Raw genomic sequence first — 20,473 nt, 5'->3', positions numbered from 1 at the left:
GAGCTTCGTCAGGCCCACTGACCGAACTGGGGCGCCAGGATCTCGTTAATGTCCACACCAACGCCGCCGACCGTGCGCCTGTCGATCTCCACCTGATGCAAGTTGGCCGCCGGATGGGCGACACCGCCGGGCGAACCGAAGTTGTGTTGCCAGAAGCAGGAGCCCAGACCGTCCTGCAGCGCCCACTCGATGGTCTTGGAGTTGGCGTAGACACCGGTGCGCTCCGGCCCGACCACCGATTGCCAGCCCCGCAGGTACGGAGCAACTTGCTCTTTGTACTGCTCGAAGGACGGATTGTCGTCGATAGAGGCGTAGATCGGCGCACTGTCCGGGCCGCCGGCCGCCGTGTGCAACTGTGCGCCACGCTTGGCGTGGTCCACACCGGCGTCCTGGCCGCCCAGCCAGTCCGCGGTCGCCTGCTTTCCGAACTGGTAGCAGGAGACGACCGTGAGTCCGTTCTCCTGCAGGTCACGCGCCTCGGCTAGCTGCATCGGCTTGCCGAGCATCCAGTCGGCGCCGGGCCGACGATCCGACACATAGCGGATAGCACCCGCAGCGCCGGACGCCTTGATCGCCTCGGCGGACAAGACACCGGCGGAGTAATCCAGCAGAATGCCCAGCGGCGCCGCCTCGGCGGCCGCGGCGAGCAGCGCCGAAACGCCGGCAGCCGCAGGCACCGCCGCGGCGAGTTTGAACACGTCGCGTCGTGAAATCATCACGCGACACAGACTAAGACAGACTTTGGTGCCGGTTTTGGCCGGTCACCGGCGAAAACCACGCCGAAATCGTGTGCGACCATAGCCCGTGTCCTGCAATTGACAGACAAGGTAGGCCCGAATTGCGTCCCTGGATCGTGTGGGGCACCGGGCTGCTGTCCTATTTGGTGGCAGTGCTGGACCGAACCACCTTCGGGGTCTCGGGCCTCGACGCCGCCGATCGCTTCCACGCCGGCCCGAGCACGCTGTCGTCGTTCGTGATCGTGCAGTTGATCGTCTACGCGGCCATGCAGATTCCGGCCGGAGTGCTGTTGGACCGCTTCGGCCCCCGGGCGATGATCGCCACCGGCGTTCTAGTGCTCTCCGCCGCCCAACTGACGCTGTCGCTGACCCACTCGCTTCCCACCGCGGTCGGTGCGTACGGCGTCATCGGCCTGGGTGACTCGTTCATCTTCATCTCGGTCATCCGACTGCTGCCCAATTGGTTTGCACCCAAGCGTGTTCCGCTGCTCACCCAGCTGACCGGCATCTGCGGTCAGTTCGGCCAGTTCCTCTCGGCGGTGCCGTTCCTAGCAATCCTGCTGCACGGCGGCTGGACGGCCGCCTATCTCTCGGCCGCGGGGCTGGGCCTGTTCGCCGGCATGCTGACACTCGCCGTCACCCGCGACGCCCCGCCGGGAGCGCCGGCCGCAGTGCACGCACGGAGCTTCGGTGACGCGTTCGGTGAGATCAAAACGGTGTGGTCACGGCCGGGGACCAAGGCGGGCTTCTTCACCCACATGGGCAACGCGTTCTCCCCCGGCGTGTTCGCACTGATGTGGGGGGTGCCATACCTGACTACCGCGCAAGGGCTTTCGCGCGGCGTGGCAGGTGCGGCGCTGACGCTGTCGGTGCTGCCCTTCATCGTGGTGGGGCTGCTGGTCGGAACCATCTCCGGGCGTTGGCCGCAACACCGCTCACGCGTGGCGCTGACCATGATGGCACTGATCGCGTTGACCTGGACGGTGCTGTTGGCCATGCCGCGCCCCGCGCCGCATTGGTTGTTGGTGATGCTGATCCTGGTGATCTCGGCGGGTCAGCCGGTGTCGATGCTGGCCTTCGACTTCGCCCGGACCTACAACCCGCCGGCCGCGTTGGGCACCGCGCAAGGCATGGTCAACACCGGCGGCTTCATCGCCACCCTGCTCATCATGCAGGCGATGGGGGTGGTTATCGCAATGACCGGTGGCTATTCATTCGAAGCGTTCCGGCTGGCCTGGATGACGCAGTACATCGTCTGGGCGGTGGCCGCCGTCGGCGTGGTGGTCTACGCACGAAAAGCCCGCGACGCCGAGACGTTCGGCGAAACGCCCATACCTGTGGCCGTGTCCGAGCAATAGGCGCGTCAGGTCGCCGGCTGGTACGGGTCCGGCAGCTGCGGGCAGTAGGCGTGCCGCGCCGCATTGATGATGGCGTGCGCCTCGTCGGGTGACACTTCCAGATTCGCGATGACCGAGACCGGCACCAGCCGGGGCGAATCGCTCAGCGCCACGCAGACCGCGTGGCCCTCTTGCACCATCAGAGTGCGCAGCGGCTCGCACTTGATGCTCCCGCAGATCTGCTTGTCGTAGTCGGGGTGCAGCCCCTGTTCCTGCAGTTCGTCGAAGAACACCTGGTCCTGGTCGGGTTGCGCCATGGCAACCGGTATCGGCGCCAGAACTCCTCCACTGACAATCGCAACGCTGAACGCGCTGGCCACCCACATCTTCATCGCGTTGCACCAATCCACGGACGACTAGATCGTTCATTCTGACACCGTCGGAAGCACCGGTGAGGCGAACTCGAGCGGCCGACGAACCGATTTTGCCTATCACTACCGCCCCGACATCGGCACGTTAGCTGGAAGAGCGCTGAAAGTCCGCTGCCGGTCGCCCCATCACCCGCCGCCGAGAGGCATAAAAACCTGGTTATCACGCTAGCTGGATGGGCCCAGTTCACCTTTGTGCGGGCGGAGGGACTCGAACCCTCACGCTCTTTCGAGCACGGGCACCTAAAGCCCGCATGTCTGCCAATTCCATCACGCCCGCTGGCGTTGGAATCCTACCCGTCCGTCCGCAAGAAATTTCCGTCAGTGTCCCGAACTACGTTGGGATACAACGCGCGGAAAGGCCGGATCATGCGATCTACGGAGGAATTCGACGCTGTGCAGCAACTCATCGCCGCGGGCTTCGACGACTGCGCCATCGCACGACAGACCTCTATTCCGCGGCGCACCGTGTGTCAATGGCGACACCATCCCGAGACTCGGCGCGCTGCAAGACGCAGCCATGATTTCTCTCGCCTGCCCGCAGCTGCCTACTGCTACCTCCTCGGTCTTTACCTTGGGGACGGATGCATCTCCCGGTGCGGTCGAGCGTGGCGTCTCAGGATCACTCTCGATACCGGGTACCCCGGCATCATCGAGCGATGCAGGAAGACGATCGATGCCGTCATGCCAGGGCAACACGCGGCAATGTATCGCCGCTCCGATCATTGTGTCGAGGTCTACCTTTATTCAAACCACTGGCCGTGCCTTTTCCCCCAGCACGGCGCCGGCAAGAAGCATCATCGGCCGATTCGGCTGGAGCCATGGCAGCAAACGCTCGTCGAGCAGGCCACCGAAGAATTCATTCGTGGCCTAATCGACAGCGACGGCTGCAGAGTGGTGGCCAACGACCGCGGTGTGCGAAGCGTCCGGTACCACTTCTCCAACCGCTCCGACGATGTCCGCGGCCTCTTCTGTGCGGCGCTGGATCGTCTCGCGATTCCGTGGACGCAGAACAGCACCTACCAAATCGCGGTCTACCGTAAAGCCGCCACCGCGCGACTCGACGAGTTCGTCGGCCCGAAGGCCTGAAGGCATTCCGGGCCTGGCGCGGTACCGTCATGGGGTGTCCACTACACGGCGTCGGAGACCTGCACTGGTTGTGCTGGTGATCGTCGCCGCCAGCGCGTGCCTGGGGCTGGGCTGGTGGCAGTGGACTCGGTTCCAAGAGGTCAACGGCACCTTCCAGAATCTGGGCTACGCGCTGCAGTGGCCGCTGTTCGCCTGGTTCTGCGTGTACGCCTACCGCAAGTTCGTCCGCTATGAAGAAGAGCCGCCCGAGCTGCACCCCGAAGACACGGTGACCGAGATACCCGCTGGACTGCTGCCGGAGCGGCCCGCGGCCGCTGCTCCCACCGATGACCCCGCGATGCGGGAGTACAACGCCTATTTGGCCGAGCTCTCCGAGAACGCCCGACAGAACAGGAACACCGCATGACCGAGTCCTCCGCCCAGGCCGCTCCCGCCGAGAAGATCCGCAGCGCGCTGCTGCCCTACCGGGTGATGGCGTGGACAACCGGTATCTGGCTGATCGCCCTGTGCTACGAGATCGTGATGCGCTACGTGGTCAAGGTGGACAACCCCCCGACCTGGATCGCTGTGGTGCACGGCTGGGTGTACTTCGCCTACCTGCTGGCCGCTTTCAACCTGGCGGTCAAGGTCCGCTGGCCGCTCGGCAAGACCGTAGGAGTGCTGCTGTCCGGCACTATTCCCCTGCTCGGCATCATCGTCGAACACTTCCAGTCCCGAAACATCAAGGCCCAGTTCAACCTCTGAGGCCTCGCAGCTGCGCCGAGCGTGAAGCTAGCTTCACGCTCGGCAGAGGATTGTCGGCGGCTGAGGCCCCAGCGGCGTCGCTACGCCAGCGAGCGCAGCGCCGGCAAAAGCAACTCCAGCGCTCGGCTGCGGTGCGACGCGGCGTCCTTCTCGGCCGGGCTCAACTGCGCCGCAGTGCGGTCGGTATCGGCCGGCACAAAAACCGGGTCGTAGCCGAATCCGCCGTCGCCGTGCGGTTCTCGGGCGATGCTGCCGGCCCACTCGCCGCGCACCACCACCTGGTGCTCGGGGCCGGCACCCCATACCAGCGCGCACGCGGAGACGAACGCCGCGCCGCGCCGCTCGTCGGGCACGTCGCTCAACTGCGCCAGCAACAGGGCGGTGTTGGCCGCGTCGTCGCCGTGTTTACCCGACCAGCGCGCCGACAGCACCCCCGGCATGCCGTTGAGCGCGGAGACGGTCAGGCCCGAATCATCTGCGACACAAGGCAATCCGGTGGCCGCGTAGCCGTCACGCGCTTTGGCCAGGGCGTTCTCCTCGAACGTCGCCCCGGTTTCGGGCGCCTCGGGATAGGGTGCCACCTCATCGAGGGAGACCAGTTGCACTCCCGAGACGCCGGCGTGCTCCAGCACCCGGCTCAGCTCGGCCAGCTTCTTGCGGTTGCGGCTGGCCACCAGAATGTCGATCAGCTGCCGAACGCCTTCTTCGGCGCCGGCCCCTCCGGCAGCACCCCCGGATACGGCAGTTCCAGCGCTTCGCGCTGCACCACGAACAGCTTCTCGCAGGCGGCCAGCGCCGCATCGAGCATCTTGTCCAGCGTCGAGCGCGGGAAGGTGGCCCCCTCTCCGGTGCCCTGGATCTCCACCAGGGTGCCGGTGTCGGTGGCGACCACGTTCATGTCGACCTCGGCCCGCGAATCCTCTTCGTAGGGAAGATCGACGCGGACCCGGCCGTCGACCACGCCGACGCTGACGGCTGAGATCGCGCACGACAACGGGCGCGGGTCCGACAACTTGCCGGCGGCAGACAGGTAAGTAACCGCATCGGCGAGCGCCACATACGCCCCGGTGATCGCCGCGGTGCGGGTACCGCCGTCGGCCTGCAGTACGTCGCAGTCGATCGCGATGGTGTTCTCCCCCAGCGCGGCCAGGTCGATGCAGGCGCGCAGCGAGCGGCCCACCAGCCGGCTGATCTCCTGGGTTCGCCCGCCCACTCGGCCCTTGACCGATTCGCGGTCCGAGCGGGTGTGGGTAGCGGCCGGCAGCATCGCGTACTCGGCGGTCAGCCAACCGCGGCCGGAACCCTTCCGCCAGCGCGGAACGCCTTCGGTGACGCTGGCCGTGCACATGACCCGGGTGTTGCCGAACTCGACCAGAACCGATCCGGCCGGGTTGGCGGTGAAGCCGCGGGTGATGACGACCGGGCGCAGCTCGTCGTCGAGGCGACCGTCTTCTCGTTTGGACACGCGACAACCCTAACCGCGGACGGCGTCCTGAGTTGTGTCAGGACCGCTTGATGTCGAACGACTCGTCGCACACCACGGCGTGCACCGGGCCATCGAACTCCGCCTTGGCCTCCCCGATCACGTCCTCGCGCGAGGTCCAGGGCGGGATGTGGGTCAGCAGTAGTTGTCCGACACCCGCGGCCGCGGCGATCCGCCCGGCCTCGGTTCCCGACAGGTGCAGGTTGGGTGGGCGGTTGGCCTCATGGGTCCACGACGCCTCACACAAGAACACATCGGCGCCGCGCGCCAATTCGATCACCGCATCGCAAAAGCCGGTATCGGCGCTGTAGACCAACGTCGCGCCGGACGGATCGGTGATCCGCATCCCGTAGGACTCGGTCGGATGCGACACCAAGCCGGGCTGCACACGCAGCTCCCCGAACGTGACCGGCTCACCGTCCGCCCAGGCGCGGACATCGAAGATGTCGGTGATGTCGTCGATCTCCCCGCCGTAGGGCGAGGACGCCGCGCCCATCCGCGACCAGGTGTCGCTCGGCCCGTAGAGCAGGCCCTTATCGAACGGCCTGATCGCCACCGACGGGTGGTAGCGGCGCCAGACAAACAGCCCGGGCAGATCCAAGCAGTGGTCGGCATGCAAGTGCGACAACAGCACATGGACCGACCCCGGATCGACATGGCGTTGCAGGGCGCCGAGGACCCCACCTCCGAAGTCGATTACCAGCGGCGGCGAGTCCGGCGCCTGCAACAGGTATCCCGATGCCGGCGAGTCCGGACCCACCACACTGCCGGAGCAGCCCAGCACGGTCAGTCGCACGTTCCCTACTGTGCCATGTTCGCCGCGAGCATGACGAAGACACCGGCGCTTTGCTCACTATTCGTCATCGAAATCATGGGCTAGTGCAACGGGGCGTGGCGGTGGACGGCTCCGACGCCGGTGATAGCCGGTCCCAAAAATCGGGTAGCCAGGTCAGCAAACGCCTCCGGGTCACCGGTGGCCTCGAAGACCCGTGTTGCCGGGGCGGCCTCATGCGGGCGTAGTAAGTCGCGCTCGGTGAGCACCCGCAACAGTTCCTTGGCCGTCTCTTCGGCGCTGGACACCAGCGTCACCTGCTCACCCATCGCGAGCTGGATCAATCCCGACAACAGCGGGTAATGCGTGCAACCCAACACCAGGGTGTCGACCCCGGCGCGCTGCAACGGCTCCAGATACCCCTCGGCCAGTCCCAACACCTGCCGGCCACTGGTGATACCGCGCTCGACGAAGTCGACAAAACGCGGGCAGGCCACCGCGGTGATCTCGGTGTCACGGGCCGCGGCGAACGCATCCTGGTAGGCGTGACTGGCGATGGTCGCCTGCGTCCCGATCACCCCGATGCGGCCGTTGCGGGTGGTTGCTACCGCCCGGCGCACCGCCGGCAGGATCACCTCGATGACCGGCACGTCGTAGCGTTCCCGCGCGTCGCGCAGGCACGCCGCCGACGCGGTGTTGCAGGCGATCACCAAGGCCTTGATGCCGCGCGCGACCAGATCGTCTCCGATGGCCAGGGCGTGCGCACGGACCTCGGGAATGGTCAGCGGGCCGTAGGGACCGTTGCCGGTGTCGCCGACGTAGATGATGTCCTCGTCGGGCAGCTGGTCGATGATCGATCGGGCCACGGTCAGCCCGCCGACGCCGGAGTCGAAGATTCCGATCGGGCTCACGCAGCCGCCCCCCGACGAAGTTTCCGGGACTTACGTTCGGGAGCCGCCAGCCAATAGGCAGCCAGCACCCCAGCCAGCGCACCGCACAGGTGGCCCTGCCAGGACACCCCGCCACACACTGGACCATTCAAGAGCACCGGCACCGCTCCCCACAGGATTCCGCCGTAGAGGAACAGCACCACGACCCCGACCAGGATCTGCCAGATGCGGCGGGTGAACCACCCGAACACCATCAAGAAGGCCAGCCAGCCAAAGATCAGGCCGGAGGCACCGATGTGGTCCGTCGGCCCGCACGACGACCCGACGTTGCCGATCAGCCATGTCCCCAGCCCCCCGACAATCCACACGATCGCGGTGGCCAGCACAAACCGGGACAGCCCGGTCAACGTCAACAAGAAGCCCAGCACCAGGGCGGGGCCGGTGTTGGCCAGCAGGTGCGCCCAGTTCGCGTGCAGCAGCGGGGCGAACAGCACCCCCCATAGGCCGTCGGTCTCCAGCGGCCGGATGCCGTTGCGGTCTAACTGGTGGCCGCCGACCTGGTCCACGGCTTCGATCAGGTAGAGCAGTCCAACGAACGCGATGATGGTAGCCCCGCCGGTGCGCCAGAGGGATTTCTCCTCGGGCTGTGGTGTCGGTGCTCTCCCCCCGCGGGGAGTCATGCCCACCTCACAGCCTTCCCGAACGGTCGCAGGGCCGGGCGGCGAATGCGCCCGGGACGGTGCCCCGGTAGGTCGGGATTCCGGCCACCGGATCCGCACACAGCAACCCCGACAGCACCGCCCGGGCCAGACAGTCCGCCGCGGCGGCGCCGACCTCCGCAATCAGGCCCGTCTCCGGGGACATCGCAGCAGGTACTCCCGGCAGCGGCGCAACGTCGACGGTCCCGGTCGACAACGCGAACACCGTGTCGCCGTCCACCGGCGTGTGCGAGGGCCGGATGGTGCGGGCCAGCCCGTCCTGCGCGGCGATCGCCACCCGGCGGCAGCCGGCCGGGCTGAGCGCGGCGTCGGTGGCCACCACGGCGAGGGTGGTGTTGAGCGACACGGATTTGGGTTCCAGGCCGGCGAGGATCGCCAACTGTTCCGACGGCGGCGCCGTCAGCCCGAATTCTTCGATGAGCAGGGTTGACCAGGGCAGACCGGTGGTGGGATCGATGAGTTCACCGGTGGGATTCACCACCACGATCGCACCCACGGTGACCACGTCGTCCCCGAACTCCAGTGTCATCGACGCGCTGCCCACGCCCCCCTTGAAGACACCGGCGCGCGCCCCGGCTCCGGCGCCGACGCTGCCCGATGCCGGTTGTTGGCCGTCAGGGCCGGCGGCCGCGACCGCAGCGGCGTAGCCGAATTCCGCGGTGGGCCGGCGATCCCAGCCGCCGACCGGGAGGTCGAAGATGACCGCGGCCGGCACGATCGGCACCACGCCGCCCTCCAGCGCCACACCGCGGCCCTGCTCCTCCAACCAGGTCATCACGCCGTCGGCGGCCGCCAGTCCGTAAGCGCTGCCGCCGGAAAGCACCACCGCGTCCACCCAGCGCACACTGTTGGCCGGGTCCAACAGGTCGGTCTCCCGGGTGCCCGGCGCTCCACCGCGACCGTCGACAGCGCCGACCGTCCCCGGTGGCGCCAACACGACGGTGACGCCGGTGGCCCAACCGGACCCGAGTGTCGCGTCTGGATCAATCCGCTGGTGGTGGCCCACCCGGATGCCGGCGACATCGCTGATCGAACCCATGCCTGTCATCGTCGGGGCCTTCCCATCAGCGCGACCACCAGGAATTCCTGCAGCACGGTGAGCCACTGGTACACGTTGAGCTGACCAGCCATTGGATCACCCTCCGGCAACTGGCCGGGGCCCTCGGGGCCGATCTTGAGCACGGCGCCCAGCGCGAGGCGGATGTCGTTGACCGCGGCGATCCAGGCGTTGGCCTGCTCCTCGGTCAACTCGAAACGGCCGCCCTGTTCGGGAACGGTGGCCAGCACTTGTTGTGCCGCGCCACGTTTGGCGTCGATGATCCCCGGTTCGTGCAGACTGCGCAGCGCCGCGTTCAGGCCGTCCGCGTCGACCGCGGCGCCGTCCGCATCACCTTCTGGGCGATAGAAATCCGGCAGCAGCCGGCGTGTCGTGGCGTCGTCGGGTGTTCGGGTGTTGCCGGTTCGTATCCCGGTGATCTGTTCAAGTTCGTCTGGCGGAGAAGCGGACTCCCGTGCGTCGAGCATCCCGACAATCGAGCCGACCAGATTCCGGAGTAGCGCGGCCTCGTGAAGGGCCAGCGCAGACCGGAAGCGGGGTCCGTCGTCGGTCTCAACCCGCTTCCATTTCTGCACGGTGAAGTCCGGTTCCCTTCGGTTCAGTCTTAACGGTCCTGCTGCATGGTCGCCCACAAACCGGCGGCATGCAGCTTGGACACGTCGACCTCCATCGACTCACGGCTTCCCGCCGACACCACGGCCTTGCCCTCGTGGTGCACCTGCAGCATCAGCTTGGTGGCGTGCTGCTCGCTGTAGCCGAACAGCTTCTGAAAGATGTAGGTCACATAGGTCATCAGGTTGACCGGGTCGTCCCAGACGATGGTCACCCAGGGGGAAGCCGTCTCCTCGACCGGGTCGGCGTGCCGCTGTCCGGTGCCCTGCGGTTTCACCGGGGCGGACGTCGGTGCTGACGTGGCCATACCGGTCAGGATACCGAGCCGAGGTGGGGTGCAGTCCAGTCGATACGGTTGGCGGGTGAACCCATCGGTCCAGTGCGGCGGACTGCTCACCGACAAATACGAGCTGACCATGCTGGCCGCGGCCCTGCGCGACGGCACGGCGCACCGCCCCACGACCTTCGAACTGTTCGCCCGCCGGCTTCCCGCGGGCCGACGCTACGGAGTGGTCGCCGGCACCGACCGGTTCCTGGCCGCGTTACCCGACTTCGGCTTCGACGACGTCGCGCTTGGTCTGGTGTCGGAGTTCCTGGACCCCGAGACGCTGGCTTTCCTGGCGGACTTCTGTTTCCGCGGCGACATCGAGGGCTACCCGGAAGGGGAGCTGTACTTCCCCGGCTCCCCGGTGCTCAGTGTGCGCGGCAGCTTCGCCGAGTGCGTCGTGCTGGAGACCCTGGCGCTGTCGATCTTCAACCACGACACCGCGATCGCCTCGGCGGCGGCTCGGATGGTCAGCGCCGCCGGCGGCCGGCCACTGATCGAGATGGGGTCGCGCCGCACCCACGAGCAGGCCGCCGTCGCCGCGGCGCGGGCCGCCTACCTGGCGGGCTTCGCCGGGACCTCGAACCTGGAGGCGTACCGGCGTTTCGGCGTGCCGGCGCTGGGCACCAGCGCGCACGCCTTCACCCTGTTGCACACCGGCGCCGACGGCGAACTGGCGGCGTTTCGCGCCCAGGTGGACGCGCTGGGTGTCGGCACCACCCTGCTGGTGGACACCTATGACGTGGCCACCGGAGTGGCCAATGCCGTGGCGGCGGCAGGGCCGGGACTGGGCGCGGTGCGCATCGACTCCGGCGAGCTGGCCGTGCTGGCCCATCAGGTCCGCGATCAGCTGGACGGGCTCGGCGCCACCGGGACCCAGATCGTGGTCTCCGGTGATCTCGACGAGTTTGCCTTGGCGGCGCTGCGGGCCGCACCGGTGGACAGTTACGGCGTCGGCACCTCGCTGGTGACCGGCTCCGGCGCTCCGACCGCCGGCTTCGTCTACAAGCTGGTCGACGTCGATGGTGTGGCGGTGCACAAACGCAGTGCGGCCAAGGCCTCCGCGGGCGGACCCAAACAGGCGCTGCGGATCTCGCGTCCCACCGGCACCGTCACCGAGGAGGTGGTACACCCCGCCGGGCACCCACCCGCGGTGGACGGTCCGGCGCGGGCGTTGTCGGTGGCGCTGGTGCGCGGCGGTGACGTGGTGGTGGCCACTGGCGCCGAGGCGCTGGCCGCGGTGCGTGACCGGGTCGCATCCGGGTTGCACAGCCTGCCCTGGGAGGGATTGAACCTGGCGCACGGCGAACCGGCGATCCCGACCCGGGTGGTTGCGGGACTCTAGCTGACAGCACCGCGCCAACGGAGGGTTTCCAACGCCATGGCGACGTGCACGCTGGCACATTCTAAGGGCTGCGGGAGCAGCTCGTTAGCGCGAGCGATCCTGCGCAGCAACGTATTCCGATGCGTGAACAGCCGCACTGCTGCCCGCGAAGCATTGCACTGCTCATGGACGAAGGTCAGCACAGCCTGCTGTAGTTCGGCATCGGCGTCCGCGAAATCGCCCAGTGTGTGTTTGATGAACCGGTCCGCCCGTTCGGGGTCGGCCGTGATCAGAGCGATCAGTTCAACATCGGCGTAGCTGACAACCCGTTGCACCGAACTGAGCCGCGCCATCATCCGCTGGGTGTTGATGGCATCGAGATGGCTGCGTCGAAACCCGTCGACACCGGCCGCCGTGGACCCAACCGCGATCCGCACGGCAGGCAACAGGGCCACCTCGGCGGCGATACCCGGCAAGTCAGGGCCAGTCTCACCCGGCAACCACACCCACCGAGTGGCGGCACTGGCCAGTACCGACAGCGGACGGCGGCCACTGGAGGTACGCAACAACGCTTCAGTGGCATGGTCCAGGTCAGATAGATCAGTATTCGATTCGTCGCCCCAAACCACCGCTGCGGTGTGGCGCTGACCGAGTTGATAGCCAAGTCGGTCTTCGGCATGCTGCTGGGCGATCGGCGCCCCATCGAGTATCAATGCCACCACCTCCCGGCGGTCGGCATGTGTTCCACGGGTGAGATCGTCGCGTTCTGTCTGCATTTGCTGATAGATCCCGGCGATCGTCTTGTCAATAAACGACGAGATCGAACGTGCCGACACGTCCAACAGTTCTTGTTGTTCACCAATGGTTGCCGTCAGGCCGGACACGGTCCGCATCCAGCCTCGCCATGCCACGTTCTGCCCGATCCGATACAGATCCACCACGGCGGACTCATCCATACCGCGCCGAATCAGATATCGAACGACGACCAGTGACTCCGCCCCGACGTTGGCAGGTACCGGCTCACCGGGATGGCTGATATTGGCAGCGACCCAATGCAGTTGGTTAGACCGATTGCAGCGGCGGATCGCCTCGGCAAGGACCGGGTCTTCTGCGATCTTCCTCATGTAGGGCGAGGAAAGTGTGGCTTCATCGAGCTTGGCAAGCAGCTCCTGAGAACCGCTGACAGCCATCTGGGCTCCCTGTCGGATCAGCTCGCGTACTCGCTCCGACGGTCGGACCCAGTTCATTTGCATGAGCCTAAGGCGCAGAAGTGCACTCTGCACCACATCTAAGCGATCTTGGTGAAAACCACTCTTGTCTCGGTCGTGGCGGGCTGTAGATCATTGCAACTGAGGGGTTTACCCAAGTTTTCATTCGCTACACATCGAATAAGCGATTGATGATTCGCACTAATGCAGGCCATGCACAGGTTGATTTCAGGGAAGGTGGGCGGAATGACTGAGGGTTCACGCCGGAGAGGACACCTGTCAGCAGGTGCGCCCGATAGACCACAGCGCCGGGGCCCGGCACAGGTCTTCGCGCTCGGTGCCGTTCCGGCCGCAGTGGCCGCGGCGGTGTTACTCCCCGGCATGGACACTGCCACCGCACACGCAGACGAATGGGACTGGATTCTTGACCCGCTGCTCACTCCCCTGATCAATCTTGCCGACGCCGGACCGGCCGACGCCGACGGGAGCGAGTTCACCGGCGATTCACTGCCCGACTTCGACTCAGTACTTGTCGGCCTGGTCAACTCCCTCAACACGGCCACAATAGGGCTCGCGCAGACCTACATCAACAGCCCGCTCGGGGCTGCCCTCGATCCGATCCTCAACGCGCCCACGGTATTCCTATTCGGCCGTGACCTGATCGGCAACGGAGTCGACGGGTTCGCCGGTACCAACGACTCGATCTTCGGCAGCTCGGGGCTTTTCGGCGACCTCGGAGACGGCGGGTTCCTAGTCGGAAACGGCGGCAGCGGTGCCGCCGGGACGGCCGACGCCGGCGCCGGTATGGCTGGCGGGTCCGCCGGGATGATCGGCGACGGCGGCGTCGGCGGGGCAGGCGCGGCCGGTGGGCACGGCGGCGACGGTGGCGATGGCGGATGGCTGTTCGGTAGCGGCGGTGCCGGCGGGATCGGCGGAACAGGGATAGGCGCCGTGGCAGCCGGGACCGGTGGCCTCGGCGGCAACGCCGGTTTGTTCGGCAACGGTGGTACCGGCGGGACCGGAGGGACCGGCGCGACCGGAACGCACGGGACACCCGGGGTACTCGGCGCAGCCGGCGCGAAAGGCGTTCTGGGCGTCGAGGACGGCGCGGGCGGCGCAGGCCGAACTGGCACCGACGGCACGGCAGGCGGCGCTGCGGGGTCCGGCGGAATCGGTGGGGCCGGCGGAAACGGCGGGTCGCTCGTCGGTAGCGGCGGAGCAGGAGGCGCGGGCGGTGCCGGCGGCCTGGGCGGGGCCGGCGGTGCCGGCGGCCTGGGCGGGGCCGGCGGGGCTGGTGCCGATGGCGGCACCACCGTCGACGGCGGTTCTGGCGGCACCGGCGGGTCCGGCGGCAGCGGCGGCAGCGGCGGGGTCGGCGGATCCGGTGGCAACGGCGGACTCGGTGGCGCGAAAGGCCTCTTCGGCGTGGTCGGCGCGGGCGGCGCGGACGGTTCCACCGGCCTTACCGGCGCCGACGGCAACGGCGGAACCGGCGGGGCCGGTGGCATGGGCGGTTCGGGCAACACCTTCGGCGGGGCAGGCGGAACCGGCGGAACCGGCGGGGCCGGCTCCGTCTCCGGCGACGGCGGGGCCGGCGGAGCCGGCGGAGCGGGCGTGGTCGGCGGGAACGGTGGAGGCGGCGGCCTCGGCGGTACCTCGGTCAGCACCGTCGGCGGCGGCGGAAACGGTGGGGCCGGCGGCAGTGGCGGTACCGGCAGCCAAACCGCCGGGGCCGGAGGGGACGGCGGCAACGGGGGCAACGCAGTCGGGGTACTCGTCGGCCGCGGCGGCGAGGGCGGCTCAGGCGGAGCAGGCGGCACCGGTGGTCCCGGTGTCGCGGGCGGAGCCGGAGGGTCCGGCGGCGACGGCGGCACTTCGACCAGCGGTATCAGCGTGGGTGGTCCGGGCGGCACCGGCGGCATCGGCGGGGCCGGCGGTTCCGGATTGCAGCAAGGTGCTGACGGCGGAGCCGGAGGGGCCGGCGGCGAGGGCGCTGACGGTACTTCCGGCGGCGGGAACGGCGGAACCGGCGGGGCAGGCGGGGCCGGGGGCAGTGCAACCGCCTCCGGCGGCCAGGGCGGCACCGGCGGGCACGGCGGCACCGGCGGGCACGGCGGAACCGGCGCGGGCGAACCCGGCGGTACTGGAGTGGCCGGAACAGCCGGTGTCACCCCCACTGGCGCCGACGGCGGCGCGGGCGGCACCGGCGGCACCGGCGGTGCAAGCGCCGGCGGAATCTAGCCGGCTCGCGGGTCAAGTTGTTGTTGGGTTATTCGATGTCACGGAAGGGTTGCGTCGGGGATGGCTGAAAGTTCGGGTAGGCAGCAGCGGCGCTCGCAGGGCGCAAAGAGGTCTTCAACACCCCGCCGCGGCGGGACACCGCGAGGCACTTGGGCCTTCGCCGCACCGGCTGCCGCTGCCGCGGCGTTAGTCGCTGGCTCGGCGGCACCGCACGCGGACGCCGACGTGTGGGATTGGATCTTGGACCCGCTCACCGCCATGACGGGCGGAGCGGACGCAGTCCCGTTGGCGGCCGACGTCGGCATACCAGCCGATCCCTTCACCGACCTGGATTCGATGCTGTCGGGTGCGGCCGCCTCATTCACGCCCTTGATCGATGAGTTGACACGGAATTACCTGAGCAGTTCGCTGGCGGCTGCGCTGGATCCAATTCTCAACGCTCCCACGGTGTTCCTGTTCGGGCGGGATCTGATCGGCGACGGTGTCGCCAGTTTCGCCGGAACCAACGACTCCGTCTTCGGGAGTTCAGGACTGTTCGGCAACCTCGGCGACGGCGGGTTCTTGATCGGGAATGGCGGTGCCGGAGCGGCCGGGGTGAACGGCGGTGCCGGGCAGGATGGCGGCGACGGCGGATGGCTGTTCGGCAACGGGGGTGCTGGCGGCGCCGGGGGTAATTCACTGGGCAGCGCCGGCGGCAACGGCGGCAACGGCGGGGACGCCGGGATGTTCGGAGCCGGCGGTTCCGGCGGCTTGGGAGGTAATGGCCTTACCGTCGGCGGTGAGGGAGGCAACGGCGGTAACGCCGGCTTCTTCGGCAACGGGCCGGGCGGCGCCGGTGGCCAGGGCGGCACGGGTGTGCTCAACGGCGGCGCCGGCGGGAATGGCGGGGACGCCGGAATGCTCGGCAATGGCGGACAAGGCGGCAGCGGCGGCACGTCTACTGCTCCCTCCGGCGTCGATCCCGCCGGTCGCGGCGGCGCCGGCGGCGCCGGTGGTACCGGCGGGTGGCTGTTGGGCACCGGCGGCAACGGCGGCTATGGCGGATTCAGCTCGGGCCGACTCGGTGGCGTCGGCGGGAACGGCGGAAACGCCGGCGCATACGGTGACGGCGGGGTGGGTGGTGTCGGTGGTACCGGCTTCCTCGGAGACGGCGGCACCGGGGGCACCGGCGGCCAGGCCGGCCTGATCGAAGGTAGCGCTGGCGCAGGTGGAAACGGCGGCCAAGGCGGCCTCGGCGCCGGTGGCGACGGCGGGCGGGGCGGCCAAGCTGTCCTGAACGGTGACGGTGGCCAGGGCGGTGTCGGAGGTACCGGTGTCGGCGGCGACGGCGGCAACGGCGGCGCCGGCGGCGCAGCGGGCGTATTCGGTACCGGCGGCGCCGGCGGGAACGGCGGTACTGGAACCGGCACCAACGGCACCACCCAGGGCTTCGACGTGGTCGGCGGGAACGGCGGCGCCGGCGGGGCCGGCGGCAGCCTGTTCGGTACCGGCGGTGCCGGCGGAACCGGTGGCTTCAGCGGCCCGTTCACGACCGACGGCGCAGGTGGCAATGGTGGGTCCGGCGGTAACGCCGGGCTGCTTGGCGTCGGTGGTGCCGGTGGTTTCGGCGGCGCCGCAGGGTTCGGGACCGGCGGTAGCGGCGGCAACGGTGGTAGCGGTGGCGTGCTGGCGGGCATGGGCGGCGCCGGCGGCGACGGCGCGTTCGGCGCCGCGGGCGCCGGAGGGGCCGGCGGCGCCGGCGGGATCGGCAGCACCGGCGGGTTCGGCGACGGTGGGGCGGGCGGTTCCGGCGGCGGTAGCGGTACCAACGACGGTGGCGCGGGCGGCGTCGGCGGAGCGGGCGGTCAGATTTCAGGCCACGGCGGCGACGGTGGCTCGGGCGGTCCCGGCGGCACCACGTTCATCAATTCAGGCGGCGCTGGTAGCAACGGCGGGGCCGGCGGCGATGGCGGGAAGGGCGGCGGGCTCTTCGGGGATGGTGGTTCTGGCGGGGCCGGCGGAGCCGGGGCGCGGTTGCCAAGCGCTACCGGCGACAACGGCGGCGACGGCGGCGATGGCGGTGCGGGCGGCCAGTTCGTGGGCAACGGCGGTGCCGGCGGAGCCGGCGGACCCGCCGGGGCTACCGGTACCACCGGAGCCGGCGGCACCGGCGGGAAAGCCGGGACGGTCGGCATCGCCGGCTATCCCGGCACCGGCGGCAACTCGCCCTAGCCACGCTGGCGGGACCGTCCAAGGCCAGGGAACACCCTCGTGTGCTATCGCCCGTTGTGCTCGCGGTGCTTGCAGCCGGGCCAGCAGCACGGGCGGCGCATGCCCTCTTCAAGTTCCTCGCGCGTGCGGCGGATCCGTCGCTCGCGGGTGGCCTGTTGCTTGGCGTCCTCGACCCAACAGATGAACTCGTTGCGCGCCAACGGCGTAATGTCGCACCACGCGGCCAGCGCGGCGGCGCTGACGGTCAGTCCGTCACGCAGGTCATCGGGAAGTTCGTGTACCGCCCCGCCGGGCAATCGCTCGGTCATCGCTTCAGGCTAACGCCGGCGGCGGAAATTGACTGGGCCGCAGCGGCGGGTGTCGCTAGAGTCCGCGGAGTGGAACTCGATGCGACGGCGTTCAGCCGCCAGTGGGTGCAGTCGTGGAACAGCCTTGACGTGGACTCTGTTCTGGCCCATTTCCACGACCACGTAGTGTTCACCTCCCCCGTTGCCGCCGAGTTGTACCCCGAGACAGCGGGGATCATCCGCGGCAAATCAGACCTGCGCCACTATTGGAACGGTGCCCTGCAACGCATTCCGGACCTGCATTTCGTCATCGAAGCCGTCTACCGGGGCATCGACACCGTCGTCATCAACTACCGCAATCAGAAGGGCGGCCTGGTCAACGAGGTCCTGCGCTTCAACGATGAAGGCCTGGTCATCGAAGGACACGGAACGTATCTGGTTACGGGCGATTCGGCAGCCACGCCGATACAAACCGGCGCCACCGGCTGAGTTCGGGTGCCGGCCTACGCGGATAACCCGGCAAATCCATCTCAGCGAGCTCCTTCACCAGCGGCGCCACCGGGCGCCCGGTCTTTTTGCTGGCCGTGACCGCGGCGCGAGCGGCCAATACCCGAACCTCGAGGCTGGGCGCTCCCGAAGGCAGTTCCTGGACTGACATGAAACCCCCTCCTACCGACCTTTTTCCGCCGCCACGCGCTCGCCGATGACCTGGACGATGCCGGAGTCATCGCTGGTCGCCAGTCTAGATTCGAACAACACGTCCGGCAATTGCCAGCCCAGCCGACGCTGGCTTTCATTCTCGCTGAAGCTACGCTCGAAAGCCCATGCACTACGCCGCCACCACTCGCTGCGCCGGTCGGCGCGATTTTTCTGCTGCCAGGTGACGATGACCCCGATCGCTGCCACGCCACCAACCAACAATGTCACCCACCCTTGTGCCGGCACGCGGCCCAATGTGCCTGCGGCGTCTCGGCGGCGCACTTCACCCTGTGCACACCATGGCTGACCCGTCCGTATCCGAGCTACTCGCCGCCGCGGTAGCCGCACTGGGCGGCAGCGAACGCGAGGGCCAGGTCCGTATGGCCGAGGCGGTGGCGCGCTGCTTCGACACCGGCGAGCATCTGGCGGTGCAGGCCGGCACCGGTACCGGCAAGTCGCTGGCCTACCTGGTTCCGGCGATCGCGCGCGCGTTGACCGACGAGAACCCCGTCGTGGTGTCGACTGCGACCATCGCATTGCAACGCCAGCTCGTCGACCGTGACCTGCCACGTCTGGCCGGCGCCCTGGAAAAAGTGCTGCCCCGGCGACCCACTTTCGCGCTGCTCAAGGGCCGGCGGAATTACCTGTGCCTGAACAAGATCCACACCGGTATAGCCGAGGAGTCCGACGACGAGCCGCAGGCCGAGCTGTTCGATCCGTTCGCGGCAAGTGCCCTGGGCCGCGACGTGCAGCGGCTGACCGCGTGGGCTGAAGACACCGACACCGGCGATCGCGACGACCTCAAACCCGGTGTACCGGAACGGTCCTGGTCCCAAGTCAGCGTCTCGGCACGAGAATGCGTGGGCGCCGTGCGCTGCCAGTACGGCACCGACTGCTTCGCCGAGCGGGCCCGCGGCGTCGCTGCCGAGGCCGACGTCGTCGTCACCAACCACGCGTTGTTGGCCATCGACGCCATCTCCGACACCACCGTGCTGCCCGAGCATCGCCTGCTGGTGATCGACGAGGCGCACGAACTCGCCGACCGGGTGACCTCGGTGGCCACCGCCGAGCTGAGCGCGACCATGCTCAGCGTCGCGGTGCGCCGCGTGGGCCGGCTGGTCTCCCCGGAGCTGGTCCAGCGCCTCGATGCCGCATCGCTGACGTTCGGCTCGGCGATCCACGACGGCACCCCCGGCCGGATGGACCACCTCGACGACGAGCTGGCCACCTATCTGGCCGCCCTGCGTGATGCCGCCGGGGCGGCCCGCGCCGCGATCGACACCGCGCCCGCCGACCCCAAGGTTGCCGCCGCGCGCAAGGAGTCCGCCGCCGCACTGACCGAGATCACCGACACCGCGGCCCGGATCCTGACCTCGTTCGAGCCGGCCATCCCCGACCGCTACGACGTGGTCTGGCTCAGCCACGAAGACAACCGGGGTTCGGTGCGGGCCGTGTTGCGGGTGGCACCGCTGTCGGTGGCGGGCCTGCTGCGCGAGCGGCTGTTCGCCCGGGCGACGACGGTGCTGACCTCGGCGACGCTGACGGTCGGCGGGTCCTTCGATGCCATGGCCGGCGACTGGGGTCTGCGGCGCGGCGAAGATCCCCAGGCCGCGCGCTGGCGGGGCCTTGATGTCGGCTCGCCGTTTGCGCACGCCAAGTCGGGCATCCTCTACGTCGCGGCGCACCTGCCGCCACCCGGGCGCGACGGCACCGGCACGGCCGAACAGCTCGACGAGATCACCGCGTTGATCACCGCGGCCGGCGGCCGAACCCTGGGTTTGTTCTCGTCGATGCGGGCGGCACGAGCCGCGGCCGAAGCGATGCGCGAGCGCCTCGACACCCCGGTGCTGTGCCAGGGCGACGACACCACCGGTGCGCTGGTCGAGCAGTTCGCCGACGACGCGGAGACCTCGCTGTTCGGCACGCTGTCGCTGTGGCAGGGCGTCGACGTACCGGGACCGTCGCTGTCGCTGGTGCTCATCGACCGCATCCCGTTCCCGCGGCCCGATGATCCGCTGCTGACCGCCCGGCAGCGCGCCATCACCGCGCGCGGCGGCAACGGCTTCATGGCGGTGGCCGCCAACCACGCGGCCCTGCTGCTGGCCCAGGGCGCCGGCCGGCTGCTGCGCGGAAACGACGACCGAGGTGTGGTGGCGGTGCTCGATTCCCGGATGGCCACCGCCCGTTACGCCGGATATCTGCGGGCCTCGCTGCCGCCGTTCTGGGGCACCACCGACACCGCGAAGGTGCAGCTGGCGCTGCAGCGGCTGCGCGGCGCCTGAGCCAACTATCGTGGTACCCCATGCGCCT

The 20,473-nt window shown here is 68.8% G+C and carries 22 protein-coding genes and 1 tRNA gene; 9 read left to right on the top strand and 14 right to left on the bottom strand.

Annotated features, from left to right (window positions below):
- Window positions 1–8: 8 nt before the first annotated feature.
- A complete protein-coding gene (locus NM962_20505; protein UVO12232.1) occupies window positions 9–719 on the bottom strand; it encodes a DUF1906 domain-containing protein in 711 nt (236 codons plus the stop codon).
- Window positions 720–838: 119 nt separating this feature from the next.
- Here NM962_20505 and NM962_20500 point away from each other — a divergent pair, with 119 nt between their 5' ends.
- Window positions 839–2,095: an MFS transporter gene (locus tag NM962_20500; GenBank protein UVO12231.1), complete on the top strand. Its 1,257-nt coding sequence runs from the start codon at window positions 839–841 to the stop codon at window positions 2,093–2,095.
- A gap of 5 nt (window positions 2,096–2,100) precedes the next feature.
- Here NM962_20500 and NM962_20495 read toward each other — a convergent pair whose 3' ends face one another.
- Window positions 2,101–2,484, bottom strand: a complete 384-nt coding sequence (locus tag NM962_20495; protein ID UVO12230.1) for a DUF732 domain-containing protein — start codon at window positions 2,482–2,484, stop codon at window positions 2,101–2,103.
- Window positions 2,485–2,698: 214 nt separating this feature from the next.
- Window positions 2,699–2,782, bottom strand: a tRNA-Leu gene (locus NM962_20490).
- Between the two features lie 89 nt (window positions 2,783–2,871).
- On the opposite strand from NM962_20490, the gene NM962_20485 reads away from it, so the two are divergent.
- The 3 genes from NM962_20485 to NM962_20475 are packed head-to-tail and all read left to right on the top strand — an operon-like array spanning window position 2,872 to window position 4,335.
- On the top strand, window positions 2,872–3,591 hold the full coding sequence (locus NM962_20485; protein ID UVO12229.1) for an LAGLIDADG family homing endonuclease: 720 nt from the start codon (window positions 2,872–2,874) through the stop codon (window positions 3,589–3,591).
- Window positions 3,592–3,625: 34 nt separating this feature from the next.
- Window positions 3,626–3,997, top strand: coding sequence for a hypothetical protein (locus NM962_20480; GenBank protein UVO12228.1), 372 nt, complete (start codon window positions 3,626–3,628; stop codon window positions 3,995–3,997).
- Window positions 3,994–4,335, top strand: a complete 342-nt coding sequence (locus NM962_20475) for a DUF3817 domain-containing protein (GenBank protein ID UVO12227.1) — start codon at window positions 3,994–3,996, stop codon at window positions 4,333–4,335. The genes NM962_20480 and NM962_20475 overlap by 4 nt, the downstream gene beginning before the upstream one ends.
- Window positions 4,336–4,415: 80 nt before the next feature.
- Here the strand turns inward: NM962_20475 and rdgB are convergent, their stop codons facing one another.
- The 8 genes from rdgB to clpS all read right to left on the bottom strand — a co-directional run bounded on the left by rdgB (window position 4,416) and on the right by clpS (window position 10,175).
- Complete coding sequence (gene rdgB / locus NM962_20470; GenBank protein ID UVO14860.1) at window positions 4,416–5,024, bottom strand: RdgB/HAM1 family non-canonical purine NTP pyrophosphatase; 609 nt, start codon at window positions 5,022–5,024, stop codon at window positions 4,416–4,418.
- On the bottom strand, window positions 5,021–5,800 hold the full coding sequence (rph, locus tag NM962_20465) for a ribonuclease PH (protein UVO12226.1): 780 nt from the start codon (window positions 5,798–5,800) through the stop codon (window positions 5,021–5,023). The genes rdgB and rph overlap by 4 nt, the downstream gene beginning before the upstream one ends.
- Before the next feature lie 37 nt (window positions 5,801–5,837).
- Entirely contained in the window at window positions 5,838–6,614 is a 777-nt protein-coding gene (locus NM962_20460) for an MBL fold metallo-hydrolase (protein UVO12225.1), read from the bottom strand.
- An 80-nt stretch (window positions 6,615–6,694) separates the two neighbouring features.
- Window positions 6,695–7,501: a glutamate racemase gene (gene murI, locus NM962_20455; protein UVO12224.1), complete on the bottom strand. Its 807-nt coding sequence runs from the start codon at window positions 7,499–7,501 to the stop codon at window positions 6,695–6,697.
- Window positions 7,498–8,160 (bottom strand): rhomboid family intramembrane serine protease, encoded by a 663-nt coding sequence (locus tag NM962_20450; protein ID UVO12223.1) that lies wholly within the window; start codon window positions 8,158–8,160, stop codon window positions 7,498–7,500. The genes murI and NM962_20450 overlap by 4 nt, the downstream gene beginning before the upstream one ends.
- Window positions 8,161–8,167: 7 nt before the next feature.
- Window positions 8,168–9,238: a P1 family peptidase gene (locus NM962_20445; GenBank protein UVO12222.1), complete on the bottom strand. Its 1,071-nt coding sequence runs from the start codon at window positions 9,236–9,238 to the stop codon at window positions 8,168–8,170.
- Between the two features lie 5 nt (window positions 9,239–9,243).
- A complete protein-coding gene (locus NM962_20440) occupies window positions 9,244–9,831 on the bottom strand; it encodes a DUF2017 domain-containing protein (protein ID UVO14859.1) in 588 nt (195 codons plus the stop codon).
- Between the two features lie 29 nt (window positions 9,832–9,860).
- Window positions 9,861–10,175 carry an ATP-dependent Clp protease adapter ClpS gene (gene clpS, locus NM962_20435; GenBank protein UVO12221.1) on the bottom strand — a complete coding sequence of 105 codons (315 nt, stop codon included), beginning with the start codon at window positions 10,173–10,175 and terminating at the stop codon, window positions 9,861–9,863.
- A gap of 109 nt (window positions 10,176–10,284) precedes the next feature.
- Here clpS and NM962_20430 point away from each other — a divergent pair, with 109 nt between their 5' ends.
- Complete coding sequence (locus tag NM962_20430) at window positions 10,285–11,538, top strand: nicotinate phosphoribosyltransferase (protein ID UVO14858.1); 1,254 nt, start codon at window positions 10,285–10,287, stop codon at window positions 11,536–11,538.
- Here NM962_20430 and NM962_20425 read toward each other — a convergent pair.
- The gene (locus tag NM962_20425; GenBank protein ID UVO12220.1) at window positions 11,535–12,764 is read right to left on the bottom strand and encodes a PucR family transcriptional regulator; all 1,230 of its coding nucleotides are present in this window, start codon (window positions 12,762–12,764) and stop codon (window positions 11,535–11,537) included. The genes NM962_20430 and NM962_20425 overlap by 4 nt on opposite strands.
- 765 nt (window positions 12,765–13,529) lie before the next feature.
- Between NM962_20425 and NM962_20420 the strand changes: the two genes are divergently transcribed.
- Together NM962_20420 and NM962_20415 are read left to right on the top strand one after the other, a co-directional pair.
- Window positions 13,530–14,966 carry a hypothetical protein gene (locus NM962_20420; GenBank protein ID UVO14857.1) on the top strand — a complete coding sequence of 479 codons (1,437 nt, stop codon included), beginning with the start codon at window positions 13,530–13,532 and terminating at the stop codon, window positions 14,964–14,966.
- Window positions 14,967–15,026: 60 nt separating this feature from the next.
- Window positions 15,027–17,177, top strand: coding sequence for a PE family protein (locus tag NM962_20415; GenBank protein UVO12219.1), 2,151 nt, complete (start codon window positions 15,027–15,029; stop codon window positions 17,175–17,177).
- A gap of 44 nt (window positions 17,178–17,221) precedes the next feature.
- On the opposite strand, the gene NM962_20410 is transcribed toward NM962_20415, so the two are convergent.
- The gene (locus NM962_20410) at window positions 17,222–17,485 is read right to left on the bottom strand and encodes a YdeI/OmpD-associated family protein (protein ID UVO12218.1); all 264 of its coding nucleotides are present in this window, start codon (window positions 17,483–17,485) and stop codon (window positions 17,222–17,224) included.
- A 69-nt stretch (window positions 17,486–17,554) separates the two neighbouring features.
- Here NM962_20410 and NM962_20405 point away from each other — a divergent pair, with 69 nt between their 5' ends.
- The gene (locus NM962_20405; GenBank protein ID UVO12217.1) at window positions 17,555–17,953 is read left to right on the top strand and encodes a nuclear transport factor 2 family protein; all 399 of its coding nucleotides are present in this window, start codon (window positions 17,555–17,557) and stop codon (window positions 17,951–17,953) included.
- A 180-nt stretch (window positions 17,954–18,133) separates the two neighbouring features.
- Here NM962_20405 and NM962_20400 read toward each other — a convergent pair whose 3' ends face one another.
- Complete coding sequence (locus tag NM962_20400; GenBank protein ID UVO12216.1) at window positions 18,134–18,370, bottom strand: hypothetical protein; 237 nt, start codon at window positions 18,368–18,370, stop codon at window positions 18,134–18,136.
- A gap of 92 nt (window positions 18,371–18,462) precedes the next feature.
- On the opposite strand from NM962_20400, the gene NM962_20395 reads away from it, so the two are divergent.
- Window positions 18,463–20,445: an ATP-dependent DNA helicase gene (locus tag NM962_20395; protein ID UVO12215.1), complete on the top strand. Its 1,983-nt coding sequence runs from the start codon at window positions 18,463–18,465 to the stop codon at window positions 20,443–20,445.
- Window positions 20,446–20,473: the final 28 nt, after the last annotated feature.

Origin of the sequence: Mycobacterium sp. SVM_VP21 (assembly GCA_024758765.1) — a bacterium.
GTDB classification, from domain to species: Bacteria; Actinomycetota; Actinomycetes; order Mycobacteriales; family Mycobacteriaceae; genus Mycobacterium; species Mycobacterium heraklionense_C.
The sequence above is the reverse complement of the archived record's forward strand: the minus strand, read 5'-3'. Positions and strand labels throughout refer to the sequence as shown.